Source organism: Streptococcus sp. STR1/CE/0325 (assembly GCF_055386095.1).
In genome coordinates this window covers 870,015-885,256 of the sequence record NZ_AP045018.1, presented here as the reverse complement: position 1 = coordinate 885,256, position 15,242 = coordinate 870,015, and the positions used below count along the sequence as shown (strand labels likewise).

12 protein-coding genes are annotated in these 15,242 nt (G+C 44.0%); 2 read left to right on the top strand and 10 right to left on the bottom strand.

Annotation, left to right across the window (positions count from 1 at the left end; translation table 11 throughout):
- Positions 1-148: 148 nt before the first annotated feature.
- The 4 genes from xerS to ACZ49W_RS04305 form a co-directional block, all read right to left on the bottom strand.
- Positions 149-1,219 (bottom strand): tyrosine recombinase XerS, encoded by a 1,071-nt coding sequence (xerS, locus tag ACZ49W_RS04320; protein ID WP_464814103.1) that lies wholly within the window; start codon positions 1,217-1,219, stop codon positions 149-151.
- Between the two features lie 148 nt (positions 1,220-1,367).
- Entirely contained in the window at positions 1,368-2,921 is a 1,554-nt protein-coding gene (gene ffh / locus ACZ49W_RS04315; protein ID WP_464814102.1) for a signal recognition particle protein, read from the bottom strand.
- Positions 2,922-2,931: 10 nt separating this feature from the next.
- Positions 2,932-3,264 (bottom strand): putative DNA-binding protein, encoded by a 333-nt coding sequence (locus tag ACZ49W_RS04310; protein WP_464814101.1) that lies wholly within the window; start codon positions 3,262-3,264, stop codon positions 2,932-2,934.
- Positions 3,265-3,430: 166 nt separating this feature from the next.
- A complete protein-coding gene (locus ACZ49W_RS04305) occupies positions 3,431-4,129 on the bottom strand; it encodes a GntR family transcriptional regulator (RefSeq protein ID WP_464814100.1) in 699 nt (232 codons plus the stop codon).
- Between the two features lie 145 nt (positions 4,130-4,274).
- Here ACZ49W_RS04305 and guaA point away from each other — a divergent pair, with 145 nt between their 5' ends.
- Positions 4,275-5,840: a glutamine-hydrolyzing GMP synthase gene (gene guaA, locus ACZ49W_RS04300; protein ID WP_464814099.1), complete on the top strand. Its 1,566-nt coding sequence runs from the start codon at positions 4,275-4,277 to the stop codon at positions 5,838-5,840.
- A 379-nt stretch (positions 5,841-6,219) separates the two neighbouring features.
- Positions 6,220-6,765 (top strand): hypothetical protein, encoded by a 546-nt coding sequence (locus ACZ49W_RS04295; RefSeq protein WP_464814098.1) that lies wholly within the window; start codon positions 6,220-6,222, stop codon positions 6,763-6,765.
- A gap of 63 nt (positions 6,766-6,828) precedes the next feature.
- Here the strand turns inward: ACZ49W_RS04295 and ACZ49W_RS04290 are convergent, their stop codons facing one another.
- The 6 genes from ACZ49W_RS04290 to ACZ49W_RS04265 all read right to left on the bottom strand — a co-directional run bounded on the left by ACZ49W_RS04290 (position 6,829) and on the right by ACZ49W_RS04265 (position 15,213).
- Entirely contained in the window at positions 6,829-7,443 is a 615-nt protein-coding gene (locus ACZ49W_RS04290; protein ID WP_464814097.1) for an SGNH/GDSL hydrolase family protein, read from the bottom strand.
- A 295-nt stretch (positions 7,444-7,738) separates the two neighbouring features.
- Positions 7,739-9,988: a DNA helicase PcrA gene (gene pcrA / locus ACZ49W_RS04285; protein ID WP_464814096.1), complete on the bottom strand. Its 2,250-nt coding sequence runs from the start codon at positions 9,986-9,988 to the stop codon at positions 7,739-7,741.
- A 94-nt stretch (positions 9,989-10,082) separates the two neighbouring features.
- Positions 10,083-11,486: a dipeptidase PepV gene (gene pepV / locus ACZ49W_RS04280; RefSeq protein ID WP_464814095.1), complete on the bottom strand. Its 1,404-nt coding sequence runs from the start codon at positions 11,484-11,486 to the stop codon at positions 10,083-10,085.
- 113 nt (positions 11,487-11,599) lie between these two features.
- Positions 11,600-13,402, bottom strand: a complete 1,803-nt coding sequence (gene uvrC, locus ACZ49W_RS04275; RefSeq protein ID WP_464814094.1) for an excinuclease ABC subunit UvrC — start codon at positions 13,400-13,402, stop codon at positions 11,600-11,602.
- 81 nt (positions 13,403-13,483) lie between these two features.
- On the bottom strand, positions 13,484-14,203 hold the full coding sequence (locus ACZ49W_RS04270) for an ABC transporter ATP-binding protein (protein WP_464814093.1): 720 nt from the start codon (positions 14,201-14,203) through the stop codon (positions 13,484-13,486).
- Complete coding sequence (locus ACZ49W_RS04265; RefSeq protein WP_464814092.1) at positions 14,200-15,213, bottom strand: ABC transporter substrate-binding protein; 1,014 nt, start codon at positions 15,211-15,213, stop codon at positions 14,200-14,202. The genes ACZ49W_RS04270 and ACZ49W_RS04265 overlap by 4 nt, the downstream gene beginning before the upstream one ends.
- Positions 15,214-15,242: the final 29 nt, after the last annotated feature.

Sequence of the window (15,242 nt, the reverse complement as noted above, 5' to 3'; positions counted from 1 at the left end):
TATGATGCTTTACCAAGCCATGGGCTTTATCTTTCCAGAACTCTGGGATGCGCACAAATCCCTCTCTTAAACTGAGAGGGATTTGTGGTATGGTTTATTTAACATAAATTTATTTCTGTAAACAAAATCAAATAAGCAAAGAAAATGCCTATAACTGATCCAGAGCATTTTTTTGCTCATCATCAACGATATGGGTATAAAGGTCAGTGACTTGGGTGCTAGCATGTCCTAGCTGATGGCTGACGAGGACTTGGGACTTGGTGGCATCATAAAGTCTAGTCGCCAATGTATGGCGCAGTTTATGAGGAGTGACTCGGATTTTAAAAGACTCGGAATACTTGGCGACCATCTTTTCAACACTGGAGGCCTCCATGCGATTGGCTTTGCCCCGATAGAGCGTTAAAAAGAGGGCGAGCTGGGTCTTATCGACCTGATACCGCTGGTCACGGATAGCCAGATATTGATGGAGATAGGGCTTAGCAAAGCTAGCAATAGGAACCACATCACGTTTGCCCCCTTTACGGATAACCTCAACGACCATCATATTGAGATTGAGATCGCGCACATCAAGATGAATGGCTTCGGACAAGCGAATACCAGATGCCAAGAGAAGGGCTACGAGAGCCAAATCACGCTCCTTGTTTTTATTGAAGGAGGAGAGGGCACGATTAGATAGCTGGGTCGGATAGACGTGATCAATATGGTCTAAAAAACCTTGGGTTTCTTCTCCTAAAAAGAGCTTCTGCTTGATATTTTCAGCTCTGGCAGCTAAGGTTTCACGTTTCTTTTTGGTTGCTACCTTTTTCATGACATTGCGGTAGAAGTAGGGTTCACCTGTTTCATTCTCCACCTCCTCGGTCAGATAAGCGTAAAGACTAGAAAGGGCAGACAAGGTACGGTTGATGGTGGTTTGTGAGACCCCTTGTTTGGTCGTATTACTGTTCAAGAGCGGACGTTCGCGCAGATAAAGGATAAAGGCCTCCAAATCTTTTTTGGAGAGTTGCTCCAAAATCTCCAAAGGAAGATCAGCCAAGGTTTGCCCTTGGTAAAGCCCAGTGTCTTGTAACCAAGTGAAAAACCGTTGGTACTCTTTGAGGTATTCGTAAAGCGTGATTAGGCTATAAGGAACAGATAATTTGGATTGATAGTAGTCTAAGACATACCATGGCATGATTTGTTTGAGTTGATCGATTTTTTCTAGTAATAATTCCCGTCTCATGACAATTTCCTTTCTAAAGAGTAGTCTATCATATCTCAAAACATTTTTCAAGAAAATTACAGTTTTTCGGAAAGATGTATGTGCGAAAAATAAGAAGAGGCTTTCTCCTCTTATTTTGTTAGTCTTAGTCTTATCGTCTGGATGATGATTATTTCCGTTTCTTCTTGGCCTTTTTCATTTTATTGGCCATGCGTTTCATGGATTGCTTCATGGCGAATTCACCGATTTTACCTTTGAGGCCGCCACCAAACATCTGGCTCATATCTGGCATACCAGCCCCACCTAGACTAGAGAGATCTGGCATGCCATTAGCTCCCATCATGCCTTCGAGGGCTGACATGTCCATATTTTTAGGCATTTGATTAGGATTTAGCCCCATTTGTTTCATCATCTTGTTCATATCGCCTGACATCACGCCCTGCATCATGCTCTTTGCTTGATTGAAATCCTTGATAAATTTATTAACTTCGATAAAGGTATTTCCAGAACCTGCTGCAATCCGTCGTCTGCGACTTGGGGTCAGAAGATCTGGATTTTCGCGTTCTTCAGGAGTCATAGAATAGACAATAGCGCGTTTTTTGGCAATATCTTTCTCATCAACCTTGAAATTAGCGAGGGCTGGATTGCTAGCCATACCCGGGAGCATTTTGAGCAGGTCTTCCATAGGCCCCATGTTTTGCACCTGGTCTAGTTGTTCGAGGAAGTCGTTGAAATCAAAGGTATTTTCTCGCATCTTTTCAGCCATTTCAAGGGAACGCTTCTCATCGTACTCTTGGCTGGCTTTTTCAATCAAGGTTAGGAGATCCCCCATTCCCAAAATACGGCTGGCCATTCGGTCTGGGTGGAAAGTCTCAATATCGGTGATTTTCTCCCCTGTTCCAGTGAATTTGATGGGTTTTCCAGTCATCTCACGAATAGAGAGTGCCGCACCACCGCGGGTATCTCCATCAATTTTGGTGAGCACCACTCCTGTGATGTCCAGTTGCTGATTGAAGGAATCTGCGACATTAGCAGCTTCTTGACCAATCATGCTATCCACCACGAGAAGAATTTCATTTGGTTTTGCAAAGGCCTTGATGTCTTTTAGTTCCTGCATCAAGGTTTCATCGATTTGCAAACGTCCTGCTGTATCAATGATGACGTAGTCATTGCGATTAGCTTTAGCTTGCTCTAACCCTTGCTTGACGATGTCAAGCGCAGGAACTTGTGTTCCCAACTCAAAGACGGGTACATCGATTTGCTGACCAATGGTCTTTAACTGGTCGATAGCGGCTGGACGGTAGATGTCAGCGGCGATCAAGAGAGGGCGAGCCTGCTCTTCCTTGATGAGTTTATTGGCCAACTTCCCTGCAAAGGTGGTCTTTCCCGCCCCTTGAAGACCGACCATCATGATAATGGTTGGAATCTTAGGAGATTTCTCAATCTCAGCAGTTTCTGAACCCAAGATTTGGGTCAATTCCTCATTGACAATCTTAATGATCTGTTGCGAAGCATCCAAGGTCTCGATAATCTCGTGTCCGATTGCCTGCTCTCTGATGCGTTTGATAAAGGTCTTGACCACAGGAAGAGCCACGTCTGCTTCAAGTAAGGCAAGTCGAATCTCTTTGGTCACCTCTTGGACATCACTCTCGGTGAGTTTGCCTTTTCGTCTGAGATTTTTAAAAACGGTTTGCAAACGCTGGGTTAAATTTTCAAATGCCATAAGTTCTCCTCTATTCTCGGTTATCGATCCCACTTAGGATTGTAATCTGTTCTTGTAAATAGTCATCATCAGGATAACGCTTTAGCAAATCCTCAAAAATCTGGGAACGAACGATATAATCTGAATACATGTGTAGTTTGCGTTCATAATCTTCTAAGATTTTTTCTGTACGCTTGATGTTGTCATAGACAGCTTGTCGGCTGACTTGGTATTCTTCAGCAATCTCAGCCAGACTATAATCATCTGCATAGTAGAGTTCGATATAGTTCATCTGCTTATCGGTCAAAAGAGCCGCATAGAACTCAAACAAGGCGTTCATCCGATTGGTTTTTTCAATTTCCATTCCTTTATTCTACCATAAAATTAAAAAAAACGATACAAGCAGGTCACTGTACCCCAACTAATGGGACACAAGAAAAACAACGTCATTATGCTAGTACTAAAATTCGCCAGTTCTTTTCAGTTCCATGTCTTTGACTATTTCGCATTAGACGAACTTCACGTCTCACCTAGGAGTTTTCGAGATAAAACTCAAAACGCTCTCCCGCATACTCACTTCTCACATACTCAAAACAAGTACCGTCCTCCAAAAAAGAGGTCTGACTAAGAGACAAAATCGCAGCCTTTGGGGCTAGTTTGAGGTAGCCTGCCACCTCATCGCTAGCTAGCTTCGCCGAGATGGTCTGCTGACTCTTGCTGATGGTATAGCCTTTATCTGTCAAAGCCTTAAAAAAATGTTCAGTGATTTCATTTTGATCAAGACTTTTGGCAATTTTTTCAGGAATACTAGCAATCTCAAAAACTAAGGGCAAGTCATCCGCATAGCGAACCCGCTCCATGCGAATAATATAAGATTGGGGAGAAATACCTAGATGTTTGACCTCTTGTTCGTTGGGGAGACTCCTCTTGTAGGAAATCAAGCGACTGGAAGGGGTTTTTCCTTGTGCTTTGACAATTTCGGTGAAACTCGTCGTCCCTTTCATCCGCTCACGCACACGGTGGCTCGTCACATAAGTGCCGCTACCGACCCGTCTTTCCAAAATCCCCTCATCTACCAAAACACTGATAGCCTGACGTAGGGTCATCCGACTGACTTGAAATTCTTCTGATAAATCTCGCTCACTCGGCAAACGCTGACCAATCTTCCAGATGCCTTGGTCGATCTCTGCCTTAATCTGATCGCGAATTTTGATATAAGCTGGTAGCATGCTTTCTCCTTAAAGCCTTTTCTTTTATGGTAGCAAATTTAAAGCGATATTGCAAAATTTACTAAGCCTTTTGCTGTTTAATTTTGCAAAATATGATAGAATAGAGAGTATGACGACTAATGCTTTATGGAAAAAGGAGATTGATATGTCTGAGACGACACCTCAAGTAGCTGAACACCAAAAGATTATCGTACTCGACTACGGTAGCCAGTACAACCAACTGATTACCCGTCGGATTCGTGAGTTTGGTGTTTTTTCAGAATTGATGGATCACACCATTTCGGCTGACCAAGTTAGGAAAATCAACCCCATCGGGATTATCTTATCTGGTGGTCCTAATTCGGTTTATGAAGATGGGGCATTTAACATTGACCCTGAGATTTTAGAGATGGGGATTCCAGTGCTAGGAATCTGCTACGGGATGCAGCTCATCACCCAAACACTGGGCGGCGAGGTTGTTCCAGCTAGTGACGCTGGAAACCGTGAATACGGTCAGTCCATGCTTCACCAAACAGGGACTTCTGATTTGTTCAAGGAAACACCAAAAGATCAGCTGGTCTTGATGAGCCACGGTGATGCTGTGACCAAGATTCCAGACCACTTCATCCGCACGGGTGAATCGCTTGATTGCCCTTATGCAGCGATCGAAAATCCTGAGAAGAAAATCTACGGCATCCAGTTCCACCCAGAGGTGCGCCATTCGGTGTATGGTAATGATATTCTTCATAACTTTGCCTTTGACATCTGTGGTGCCAAAGGCGACTGGTCTATGGATAATTTCATTGAAATGGAAATCCAAAAAATCCGTGAAACCGTTGGGAATAAAAAGGTTCTCCTCGGTCTTTCAGGTGGGGTGGATTCGTCTGTTGTTGGCGTTCTCTTGCAGCGGGCTATCGGCGATCAGCTCATCTGTATCTTTGTTGACCATGGGCTTCTTCGCAAAGGCGAAGCCGATCAAGTCATGGAGATGCTAGGTGGCAAGTTTGGCCTCCATATCATTAAAGTCGATGCCAGCAAGCGCTTCCTCGATAAACTAGAGGGCGTGACGGACCCTGAGCAAAAACGAAAGATTATCGGTAACGAATTTGTCTACGTCTTTGATGATGAAGCTAGCAAGCTCACTGATGTTGCCTTTCTCGCTCAAGGAACCCTCTACACCGACATTATCGAATCTGGAACCAAAACAGCCCAAACTATCAAGTCTCACCACAACGTCGGTGGACTTCCAGAGGACATGCAGTTTGAACTCATTGAGCCACTCAACACCCTCTTTAAAGATGAGGTGCGCGCTCTTGGTACTGCTCTTGGCATGCCTGATGACATCGTTTGGCGCCAACCCTTCCCAGGACCAGGACTTGGTATCCGTGTGATGGGTGAAATCACCGAAGAAAAGCTCAAAACCGTCCGCGAATCGGATGCGATTTTGCGTGAAGAAATCAAAAAAGCAGGACTTGAACGTGACGTGTGGCAATATTTCACCGTTAACACCGGCGTGCGTTCCGTTGGGGTCATGGGGGATGGCAGAACCTATGACTACACCATCGCCATTCGTGCCATCACATCTATTGACGGCATGACCGCTGACTTTGCCAAACTCCCTTGGGAAGTCCTCCAAAAGATTTCAACCCGCATCGTTAACGAAGTCGATCACGTCAACCGCATCGTCTATGACATCACCAGCAAACCACCTGCAACAGTAGAGTGGGAGTAAAATAGTCCACTGGACTGTTTTAGCTGAAACATCACTGAAAAACCGCATGAAATCAAGTGTTTCAGCGGTTTTCTTTTATTAACTGCGTTGAGGACTCCTTTTTTCGTTCAACAGACTACGCTAGTCAAACTTCAAAAAGAAGTGCTAATAATAAGGTCGTTTTCATAGCCACATGCCTCAATCGATTTTAGCCGATACTCGTCTAATAGAGATATAAACAATCAACACTGATCATGACAAAAACGACAACTTGTGACAAAAAGAACTTGGGGGATAACAGTTTGATGACCTTTAAACAAAAAGCCACCAAAAGAAAAAAGTTATGGTATAATAGGATTTCCTACGAGATAGAGATTAAAAAAATAGAAAGAAGAACATCATGAAAAAATTAACCACTATCGCCTTGACTGGTCTAGCTTCCTTAGCGCTCTTAAGTGCTTGTGGCTCAACTAGTCAGTCCACTCCAAAAGAAACACAGACAAGCAGTTCTACGACTGCTACTTCCAAGGAGGAGACGACAAGTGTTGACAAGACCAAGTATGAAACAGTGATGAACGACATCAATACCAAGCTCAATCCTGACGGGGATCAAGGATTTAAAACTTCAATTATCCATGTGGACGACAAAGATGATGCCAAGGGGCACGATGAAATCCGCCTCACTCTAACAGGAGAGGCTAAAACCAAGATGGCTGAGCTCGTCAAAGCGGTTGAGGATGGAACAGCTAATGACGATCAAAAAAATACCTTAACCCTGCTTCGTCTCTCTATTTCAGAAATCGCTAAGGATTTACCCGATGAAACAACGGTCATTAATTTGGGCTACGAGGAAAACAACAAGACCTTTAAATCTCTTGCCAAGTCATCCAAGACCAAAGACATCATCCCAACAGGAGAAATGATCCTAGATGGTGAAGACGAATAAATTTAAAAATCGACAAAGGCGAATAGCTTTTGTCGGTTTTTTTAGATACAATAAGCAGCTTGATTACAACTCTCTAGCAATCACCTCTGACAAGCGTTCATAGCCTGCTGGGCTAAGGTGTAGCCCATCGGTCGTATAGTTGCTCGCTAACTGACCACTGCTATCCGTTAGTGCGGTGTAGGCATCAATAAACTCTGTGCCACAAAGGACCTGCAAGGCTTGATTGAGCTCTTGAATGGTTTGATTGTTACGGATTTTAACCTTAGCACGGTGTTCCTCACGTTCACTGACAGGGAGAACAGATAAGATAAAAATGGGAATAAAGGGAAATTCTGACTTGATTTTCTCTATAATATTGGACAATCGCTCAATAATGGACGCATTGCTATATCCTCTACCGATATCGTTGGTTCCTATTAAAATAAATAGTTTACTCGGTTCTAATGACAAGATGTGATCCGTAAGATGTTGGAGCAGCCAGACACTGTCTGTTCCTGCAATCCCACGATTAACCAAGGGCAATTGTCTGCCGAGATATTTTTTAAGCGGATAAAAATCCGTAATCGAATCTCCAACAAAGAGGAGACAGTCTTTTGGTTCCTTATGATTTTTCTCTTTAAATTCCGCTAAACGCTTTTGTTGATAAGCCTCCAACTCCGGACTTCCCGTTTCAATCATAACAACTTCCTTTCATAAGATATGAGAGCGTTAAACGAACAAAAGGAAATTAGGAAAGCTGACGAAGAACCTAAAAATTCTAGGAAGCTTTATCTATTTCCTGCAGTTCGTAGCTCGAGTTCAATTTCATAAGATACAAAGGGCGTTAAAAAATCCGTAAGAAAATAGGGAATCTTCCTAGAAGCATTAGCTTCTAGGAAGATGAGTCTTTTTCCTTAGGATTTTAGCCCGTGTTCAGTTTCATAAGCTACAAAGTACATTCAAACTTTTTCAGTTCGTTGTTTGTCTGCACTTGTTATCTTTTCTTTTCGATAGGGGCTAGGGCTGCGGAGAGTTTTTTGACACCGACGCTTTCAAAGGAAATGGTCACTTCTTGCTGGTCACCACTGCCATTCACGGCAATCACTTGTCCCTCTCCCCATTTGCGGTGAAGGGCGGTATCTCCTACCTGCCAACTGGCCGTAGCTGTTTTTCCTGTTGCGGGATTTTGACCACTTAGGCGCTGTTTGCGTAGGCGAAGCGCTTCTTGTAGGCTGACTCCCTGTTTAAATCCAGATGACTGGGAGCTAGAGGACGCAAAGCTCACATTAACGGGTCTGGCAAGCCCTTCGTAATCAAGGAGGGTTTCTGAGATTTCTCTAATAAAGCGAGAGGGGCGATTGTAGTCCGTGCGACCAAACAAGGTTCTGCGGTTGGCGTTGGTCAGATAGAGCTTTTGCTCGGCACGAGTAATCCCTACATAAGCCAAGCGTCGCTCTTCTTCCAATTCTTCTGGGACTTCACTGGCTCTTGAAAGAGGAAAAATACCTTCTTCCAGACCAATGACAAAGACAATCGGAAACTCCAATCCTTTGGCAGCGTGAAGGGTCATGAGAGTGACCTCAGATGCTTCTGACGTGGTATCGTCTGTATCTGCAATCAGTGCCAAATCATTCAAGAAACGGCTCAAACGCTCACTTCCTACTTCTTCCTCGCTAGGGCTATTTTGCCGATCAAAATTCTTGGTCACGGAGAGAAATTCTTCGATATTTTCGATGCGGTTTTGACTCTCAAGGGTGTTTTGCAATTCCAGAGCACTCAGGTAGCCCGTTTCTTTGAGGAGGCGTTCTACTATTTCTGTAATGGTCAAATCATCGAGCTGCTCTCTGAGGTTGAGCAAAAAATTCCCCAAATCAAATACAGCTTGGGCAGCCTTACCTTTGATGGGAGATAGGATAATATTGGCAGAAGCCTCCAAAAGACTCATCTCTCGTTCGTTAGCAAAAGTACGAATTTTCTCCAAGGTACCTGGCCCCACGCCACGCTTAGGCTCGTTAATGATGCGCTCATAACTGATATTATCACTGGTGTTTGCCACCACATTCAAGTAAGCGATGACATCACGGATTTCCTTACGGTTGTAGAATTTGGTTCCGCCGACCATGGTGTAGGGAATGGTCGCCTTTAAAAAGGCTTCTTCAATGGTCCGAGACTGGGCATTGGTGCGGTAGAGAACGGCAAAATCTTGGTAGCGATATTTGGTTTCATGCGTCAGGGCTTGGATCTGATTGGCTACATAAAAGGCTTCGTCTTGCTCATCATTGCCTTGATAATAGACAATTTTCGCCCCTTCTTCGTTTTGTGTCCAGAGATTTTTAGGACGGCGTTCTTGATTGTTTTGGATAACTTCGTTAGCAGCTTGAAGGATGGTCTTGGTCGAGCGATAATTTTCCTCCAGCAAGACGACTTTGGCTTCTGGATAGTCTGCTTCAAAATTGAGGATATTTTGCATATCTGCCCCACGCCAGCCATAGATGGACTGATCGGCATCTCCGACTACACAGATGTTTTTAAAGCGTTTGGCAAGAAGCTTAACCAACTGATACTGGGCTTGATTGGTGTCTTGGTACTCATCTACATGAATATACTGGTAACGTTGCTGATAGTAGGATAAAACCTCGGGTTTTTGGTCAAATAAACGCAGTGTCACCATGATGAGGTCATCAAAATCAAGGGATTCACTGTTTCTGAGCTCTGTCTGATAGGCCTTGTAACACTTGGCAACGACCTGACGATAGACATCACTTGCCTGTGCTTCATAGGTGTCCTCATCGATGAGGTCATTTTTGGCATTGGAGATGGTTGCTAAAATGCCTCGTTCACTCCAATTCTTGGGATCGAGATTGAGCGTTTTTAAAATCCGCTTCATAAGGGTGCGCTGTTCCCCGGGATCGATAATGGTGAAATTGCGATTATAGCCAATCTGATCACCATCTTTTCGCAAAATGCGCACACACATACTGTGAAAGGTGGCAATCAAGCTGTCTTGGGTTGCCGGATTGAGCGCAAAAGCTCTTTCTTTCATCTCTCTTGCCGCCTTATTGGTAAAGGTGATAGCAAGGATATTCCACGGGTTAACGCCTTTTTCATCAATGAGATAAGCGATTCGATGGGTCAAAACACGGGTCTTACCAGATCCTGCTCCTGCCATGATGAGAAGAGGACCTTGCGTGGTTTTGACTGCCTCTTTTTGCTTATCATTCATACCGGTTAATAAAGGATTCATGCTGTCCTTTCTTTTCTTGTTTTAGCTTAGACTTGAAAAAGAGCTTGGGACAAAAGGAGTTCCAAACTCTTTTTTCAGAAGGATTTTCCCTCTTTTATTTAATCAATTCATAAATGGCTTCTGCATAGATAGCAGCGGCGCGGTAAAGATCATCTAGCGCCATAAATTCATTGGCTTGGTGCATAGTATTGATAGAGTCTGGGAACATAGCACCAAAGGCAACGCCACGCTCTAGGAGACGACCAAAGGTTCCACCACCGATGACTTGTTCATGACCTTTTAGACCTGTTTGTTTTTCATAGACAGATAAGAGGGTCTCAACCAATTCATCATCCATTGGCACGTAGTGTGGTGTGTGGTGAGAGTCGGAAATAGTGATGGCTTTTGGTCCAGCAATCTTGCTGAGTTCTTCCTTGATTTTTAGCTCATCAGTTCCTTTTGGATAGCGGAAGTTCAGGGCGATGGTGTTGTCACTAGAGTTTTCATCAAAACGAAAGACACCAGCGTTCATGCTAAGAGGTCCCATCTTGTCATCAGTGTAAGCAACACCGAGTTTTTCTCCTGCAAAATCATTGTGGAGGCTAGCTGTCACCTCAATATAAGCCTTAGCAGGTCCATAGAAATCAAATTGGCTGAGGAAAAGACCAAGAAGCGTTGCCCCATTAACCCCTTCTTCTGGTGTAGAACCATGGGCAGATTTTCCGTAGATAGTCACTTCTAATTTGCCATCATTTTCCACAACTTGACCAGTCACCTTGTGGCTCGCCACAAAGTTAGCAAGGAGGTCAGAGACTTCTTGGGCAGATACAGAGCCTGAAATAACGGCTGTGGCAGACTCAGGTACCATGTTTTCACGCAGACCACCATTGAAACTGTGAAGAACAACTAAACCTTCATTTTTTCCGTCAAAATGGAGGTACTCAGTGATGTTTCCTTTTTCACCATTGATGATAGGGAAATCCGCATCTGGTGAGAAACCAAAATCAGGATTTTTCAAGCCATTGTGGGCAAAATAGTAGTCCATATCACCCCAGCCGGACTCTTCGTCCGTTCCGACCACGAAACGCACCTTGCGAGAGACTGGAAGTCCTAATTCTTTGATAATCTTAAGCCCGTAGTAGCAAGCCATAGTTGGTCCCTTGTCATCAGATGAGCCACGCGCATAGAGGCGACCATCTTTGATGACAGGTTTATAAGGGTCAGTCTCCCAACCACTACCAGCTGGCACCACATCCAAATGAGCAAAGATACCAAGCACTTCATCGCCCTCACCGTATTCAAAATCGCCAGCATAGTTGTCGATGTTGCGAGTCTTATAACCATCACGCTCAGCCATCGCTAGGAAATGATGAAGCGCCTTAACCGGTCCAGGTCCAAAAGGATGTTCCTTGTCGGCTTTGCTGTCATCACGTTCTGAATTAATCTCCAAAAGGCTGATCAAGTCCGCCATAAAATCGTCTTTGCGTTTTTCAAATTCCGCCTTAAAATCTACTGTCATCTCTGATGCCTCCTCTAAAATAATCTTTTGCAGGGCTTTCACCTGTTTACAATTCCTCTTTATTGTACCATATTCATCCAAAAAATGCTGAAAAAAAGAGAAGACAGAAGCATTTATCCTCTGCTCTCTTCTCTTTCTTGATCTATTTGCTTGAGTTTTTCTTGTGTGGCTTCTGCGACTTTTTTTGGTAAGCCAAGAGCGGTCAATTCCTCGAGACTGGCGGCTCTTATCTTAGCTAAACTCTTAAAGTGTTTCATCAATTTTTGTTTACGCTTTGGTCCTAAGCCTTCAATATCATCAAGCTGGGAGGAGAAGGAATTTTTCGAGCGCACTTGACGGTGGAAGGTAATGGCAAATCGATGCACCTCGTCTTGAATCCGGTGAAGGAGGAAAAACTCCTGTGACTGGCGCTTGAGAGGAACGACCGATAAAGGATCCCCGTAAAGGAGATCGTGGGTTTCATGGCGGTCATTTTTTTGCAGACCAGCAACAGGAATGCTCAAGCCCAAGTCCTTTAAGACTTCTTTGGCGCTATTGACCTGTCCTTGTCCCCCATCAATGATGATCAAATCTGGGAGAGGGAGCCCTTCTTTTTTCACCCGACTATAACGCCGCTTGATGACTTCGCGCATGCTGGCGTAATCATCTGGTCCCTCTACAGTCTTAATCTTGTACTTGCGGTATTCTTTTTTCTGTGGTTTTCCGTCAATAAAGACCACCATAGCAGAGACAGGACTGGTTCCCATGATATTAGAGTTGTCAAAAGCCTCGATCCGGTGAAGAGCTGGGAGCCCCATGATTTGACCGAGCTGCTCAATAGCCCCCTTAGTCTTTTGAAAATCACGTTCCAAAAGAGCAAATTTTTGCTCCAAACTAACCCGAGCGTTTTTAGTAGCTAGACTGACTAGTTGCTTCTTCTCTCCACGTTTGGGAACGATGACCTTACTGCCTTTGACCAGAGCGCTGACAGCTGTTTCATCGATTCCTTTTGGAATAAAGATTTCTTGTGGTTTGAAATGGGCTTCTTCTTGATAAAATTGTCCGATATAGGTCAAGAAATCTTCTTCGGGATCATTGTAGTAGGGAAAGAGATTGACATCACGCTGAATGAGTTTTCCTTGTCTGATGAAAAAGACCTGCACACACATCCAGCCCTTTTCAACCGCAAAGCCAAAAATATCACGGTCCATCATGTCTTGGTGCATGACCCGTTGTTTGGTTCTAAGGGTCTGGATATTAGTGAGCAAATCGCGGTATTCTGCCGCACGCTCAAATGCCATATCCGCTGCGGCTTCTTCCATCTTCTTTTTCAAATCATGGACAATCTGGTCATCCTGACCATTGAGGAAATGCTTGACATCCTCAATCATCTCTTCATAAAAACCAGGTGGATTGTGACAAATAGTATGGGCACAGCACTGCCCCATGTGGTAGTAAAAACAAACCTTGTTGGCTGGATTGGTGCATTTTTTGAAAGGAAAAATCCGGTCCAGCAGGCGCTTGATCTCGGTCGCTGCCCCGCTATCAGGATAGGGACCAAAATAAATGCCATCATGTTTTTTGACTTGACGGGTAATCAAGAGCCGCGGATAGGTTTCCTTAGTAATCTTGATAAAAGGATAGGACTTGTCGTCTTTGAGTCGGATATTATACTTAGGTTGGTGTTCTTGGATAAGATTAATTTCAAGAAGCAGCGCTTCGATGTTAGATTCGGTCACGATATACTCAAAATCCACAATCTCAGACACCAAGGCTTCGGTCTTGGTATCGTGGCTCCCTCTAAAGTAACTCCGCACCCGATTTTTCAAATTTTTTGCCTTGCCGACATAGATGATGGTGCCGTGTTTATCCTTATGAAGATAACATCCAGGCTGCGTGGGTAATAAGGCCAATTTATCTTTAATCAGTTGGTTCATGCTAATATTTTAACAAAAAAACAAACCATCCAACAAGCAAAAAGTTTCTGTTGTCAGATGGTTGTTTTTGGAGGTAAAGGGTTAGAGGGCGAGGAGTTTTAAGATGGCCTCTCGGTAAGTGAGGAGCTTGTTTTTATCTGCCTTATCCTCGCTGGTGAGCTGAATTTCGCCCACAATTTGGGCTGGACGGTGGTTGAGGATATAAATCTTGTCACTGAGAGCCAAAGCCTCCTCAATACTGTGGGTAATGAGAAGGGTGGTCAATCCCAGCTGTTTGTGAACGTCTAGATACCAGTCATGGAGTTCTAACTTGGTCAGCTCATCAAGGGCGCTAAAAGCCTCATCTAAGAGAAAGAGCGAATGTCCAAAGAGATACGTGCGAAGTAAGGCCACGCGCTGCCTCATTCCACCGCTTAACTCATGCGGATATTTGTCTGCGATACTTTCAAGCTGAAAGGTCTTTAAGATATCATGCGCCTCTTGGCTAGCTTTTTCTTTATGAACTCGTCTTATCAAGAGGGGTAACATGACATTTCCAATCACGGTTTTGTGTTCTAAAAGCAGGTCTTTTTGTAGCATATAGCTGACCTCGCCTTTTGGATTTTGCTTTTGGTCAATCCAGATACTGCCGTCTTGTCCCTCTAAAATCCCTGCAATCAGGTTAAAGAGGGTGCTTTTGCCAATTCCGCTTGGACCAAGGAGGGAGACGATCTCTCCTTTTTCAACCTCCAGGGTCAAATCCTTTAAAATCGCTTCTGTGCCGTAAGCGTAGCTTACATGATCTAATCGTAATGCTATCATTTATCTGTCAAAAAATCGTTGGTAAATCCTTTATCGGTCAAGTCTGTTTTCAAAACGCCGTGCTCCTTATCCCACTTGTAAAAAGCGTTCCAGCGTTTGGCATCGATGTAGCCCCACTTGTCCTTGTCGCTAGCGTATGCTTTTGAGAGGTAGTGCTGAGACTCGTGGACGAAATCTTTTTTCTTCTCCAACTCTGGAGCATTTTTAATCAAGATGTCCGCTGCCTCATCGGGATGGTCCATAGCGTACTGGTAGCCTTTTTTAATCGCCTTGACCACTTTTTTAGCTTGTTCTTTATTGTTTTTGAGGTAATCGTTATTGGCAATGATCACAGGCGAGTAATAGTCAAAATCTTTCACAAAGTCTCTCATGTAGAAGAAATTGGTATCCACCCCTTCAGACTTAGCCAAAAGCCCGTCCCAACCATAGTAAATCCAAGCCGCATCAAAAACCTTGTTAGCGATAGGCGTGATGGAGTTGGAGTCATTGTTTGGCACTTTTTCGACCTTGTTAAAGTCGCCACCATCTGAATCCACTAGGGTCTTTAGCATAGCGAGTTCTGTTGGGTCATTCCAAGTACCGTATTTATGACCATCTAGGGCTTTGGGGCTTTTGATGTCATCTTCTTTTCTTGAGATGATTCCAGACGTGTTGTGTTCCACAATGGCTGCTACGGCTGTGATGCCTGCGCCTTTTTCTAATTTTTTAGCCATATAGTCTTGAAAATAGACCGCAAAAGGGGCTTTTCCATTAATCACCAAGTCTGATGAGCTATCCTCTGGTGGGAGCTTGATGTCCACATCTACTCCTGCGTCTTTAAAGTAGCCCTTGTCCTTAGCGACATATAGGCCTGTATGATTGGTATTTGGAGTCCAGTCAAGGATAATCTCCACCTTTTTATTGTCTGCTTTTTTCTGGCTAGATTGACTAGCAGAATGGCTACAAGCCGCAAGTCCGATGAAACTGGCAGCTAAAAGTCCGATTCCTAGCATTTTGGTGCGCTTTTTCATATTTCACTCTCCTTTTTCTTTTTGGCTAA

Excerpts from the sequence above, each read along its gene's own strand:
- xerS (WP_464814103.1), bottom strand. The coding sequence starts at position 1,219 with ATGAGACGGGAATTATTACTAGAAAAAATCGATCAACTCAAACAAATC.
- ffh (WP_464814102.1), bottom strand. The coding sequence starts at position 2,921 with ATGGCATTTGAAAATTTAACCCAGCGTTTGCAAACCGTTTTTAAAAAT.
- ACZ49W_RS04310 (WP_464814101.1), bottom strand. The coding sequence starts at position 3,264 with ATGGAAATTGAAAAAACCAATCGGATGAACGCCTTGTTTGAGTTCTAT.
- ACZ49W_RS04305 (WP_464814100.1), bottom strand. The coding sequence starts at position 4,129 with ATGCTACCAGCTTATATCAAAATTCGCGATCAGATTAAGGCAGAGATC.
- guaA (WP_464814099.1), top strand. The coding sequence starts at position 4,275 with ATGTCTGAGACGACACCTCAAGTAGCTGAACACCAAAAGATTATCGTA.
- ACZ49W_RS04295 (WP_464814098.1), top strand. The coding sequence starts at position 6,220 with ATGAAAAAATTAACCACTATCGCCTTGACTGGTCTAGCTTCCTTAGCG.
- ACZ49W_RS04290 (WP_464814097.1), bottom strand. The coding sequence starts at position 7,443 with ATGATTGAAACGGGAAGTCCGGAGTTGGAGGCTTATCAACAAAAGCGT.
- pcrA (WP_464814096.1), bottom strand. The coding sequence starts at position 9,988 with ATGAATCCTTTATTAACCGGTATGAATGATAAGCAAAAAGAGGCAGTC.
- pepV (WP_464814095.1), bottom strand. The coding sequence starts at position 11,486 with ATGACAGTAGATTTTAAGGCGGAATTTGAAAAACGCAAAGACGATTTT.
- uvrC (WP_464814094.1), bottom strand. The coding sequence starts at position 13,402 with ATGAACCAACTGATTAAAGATAAATTGGCCTTATTACCCACGCAGCCT.
- ACZ49W_RS04270 (WP_464814093.1), bottom strand. The coding sequence starts at position 14,203 with ATGATAGCATTACGATTAGATCATGTAAGCTACGCTTACGGCACAGAA.
- ACZ49W_RS04265 (WP_464814092.1), bottom strand. The coding sequence starts at position 15,213 with ATGAAAAAGCGCACCAAAATGCTAGGAATCGGACTTTTAGCTGCCAGT.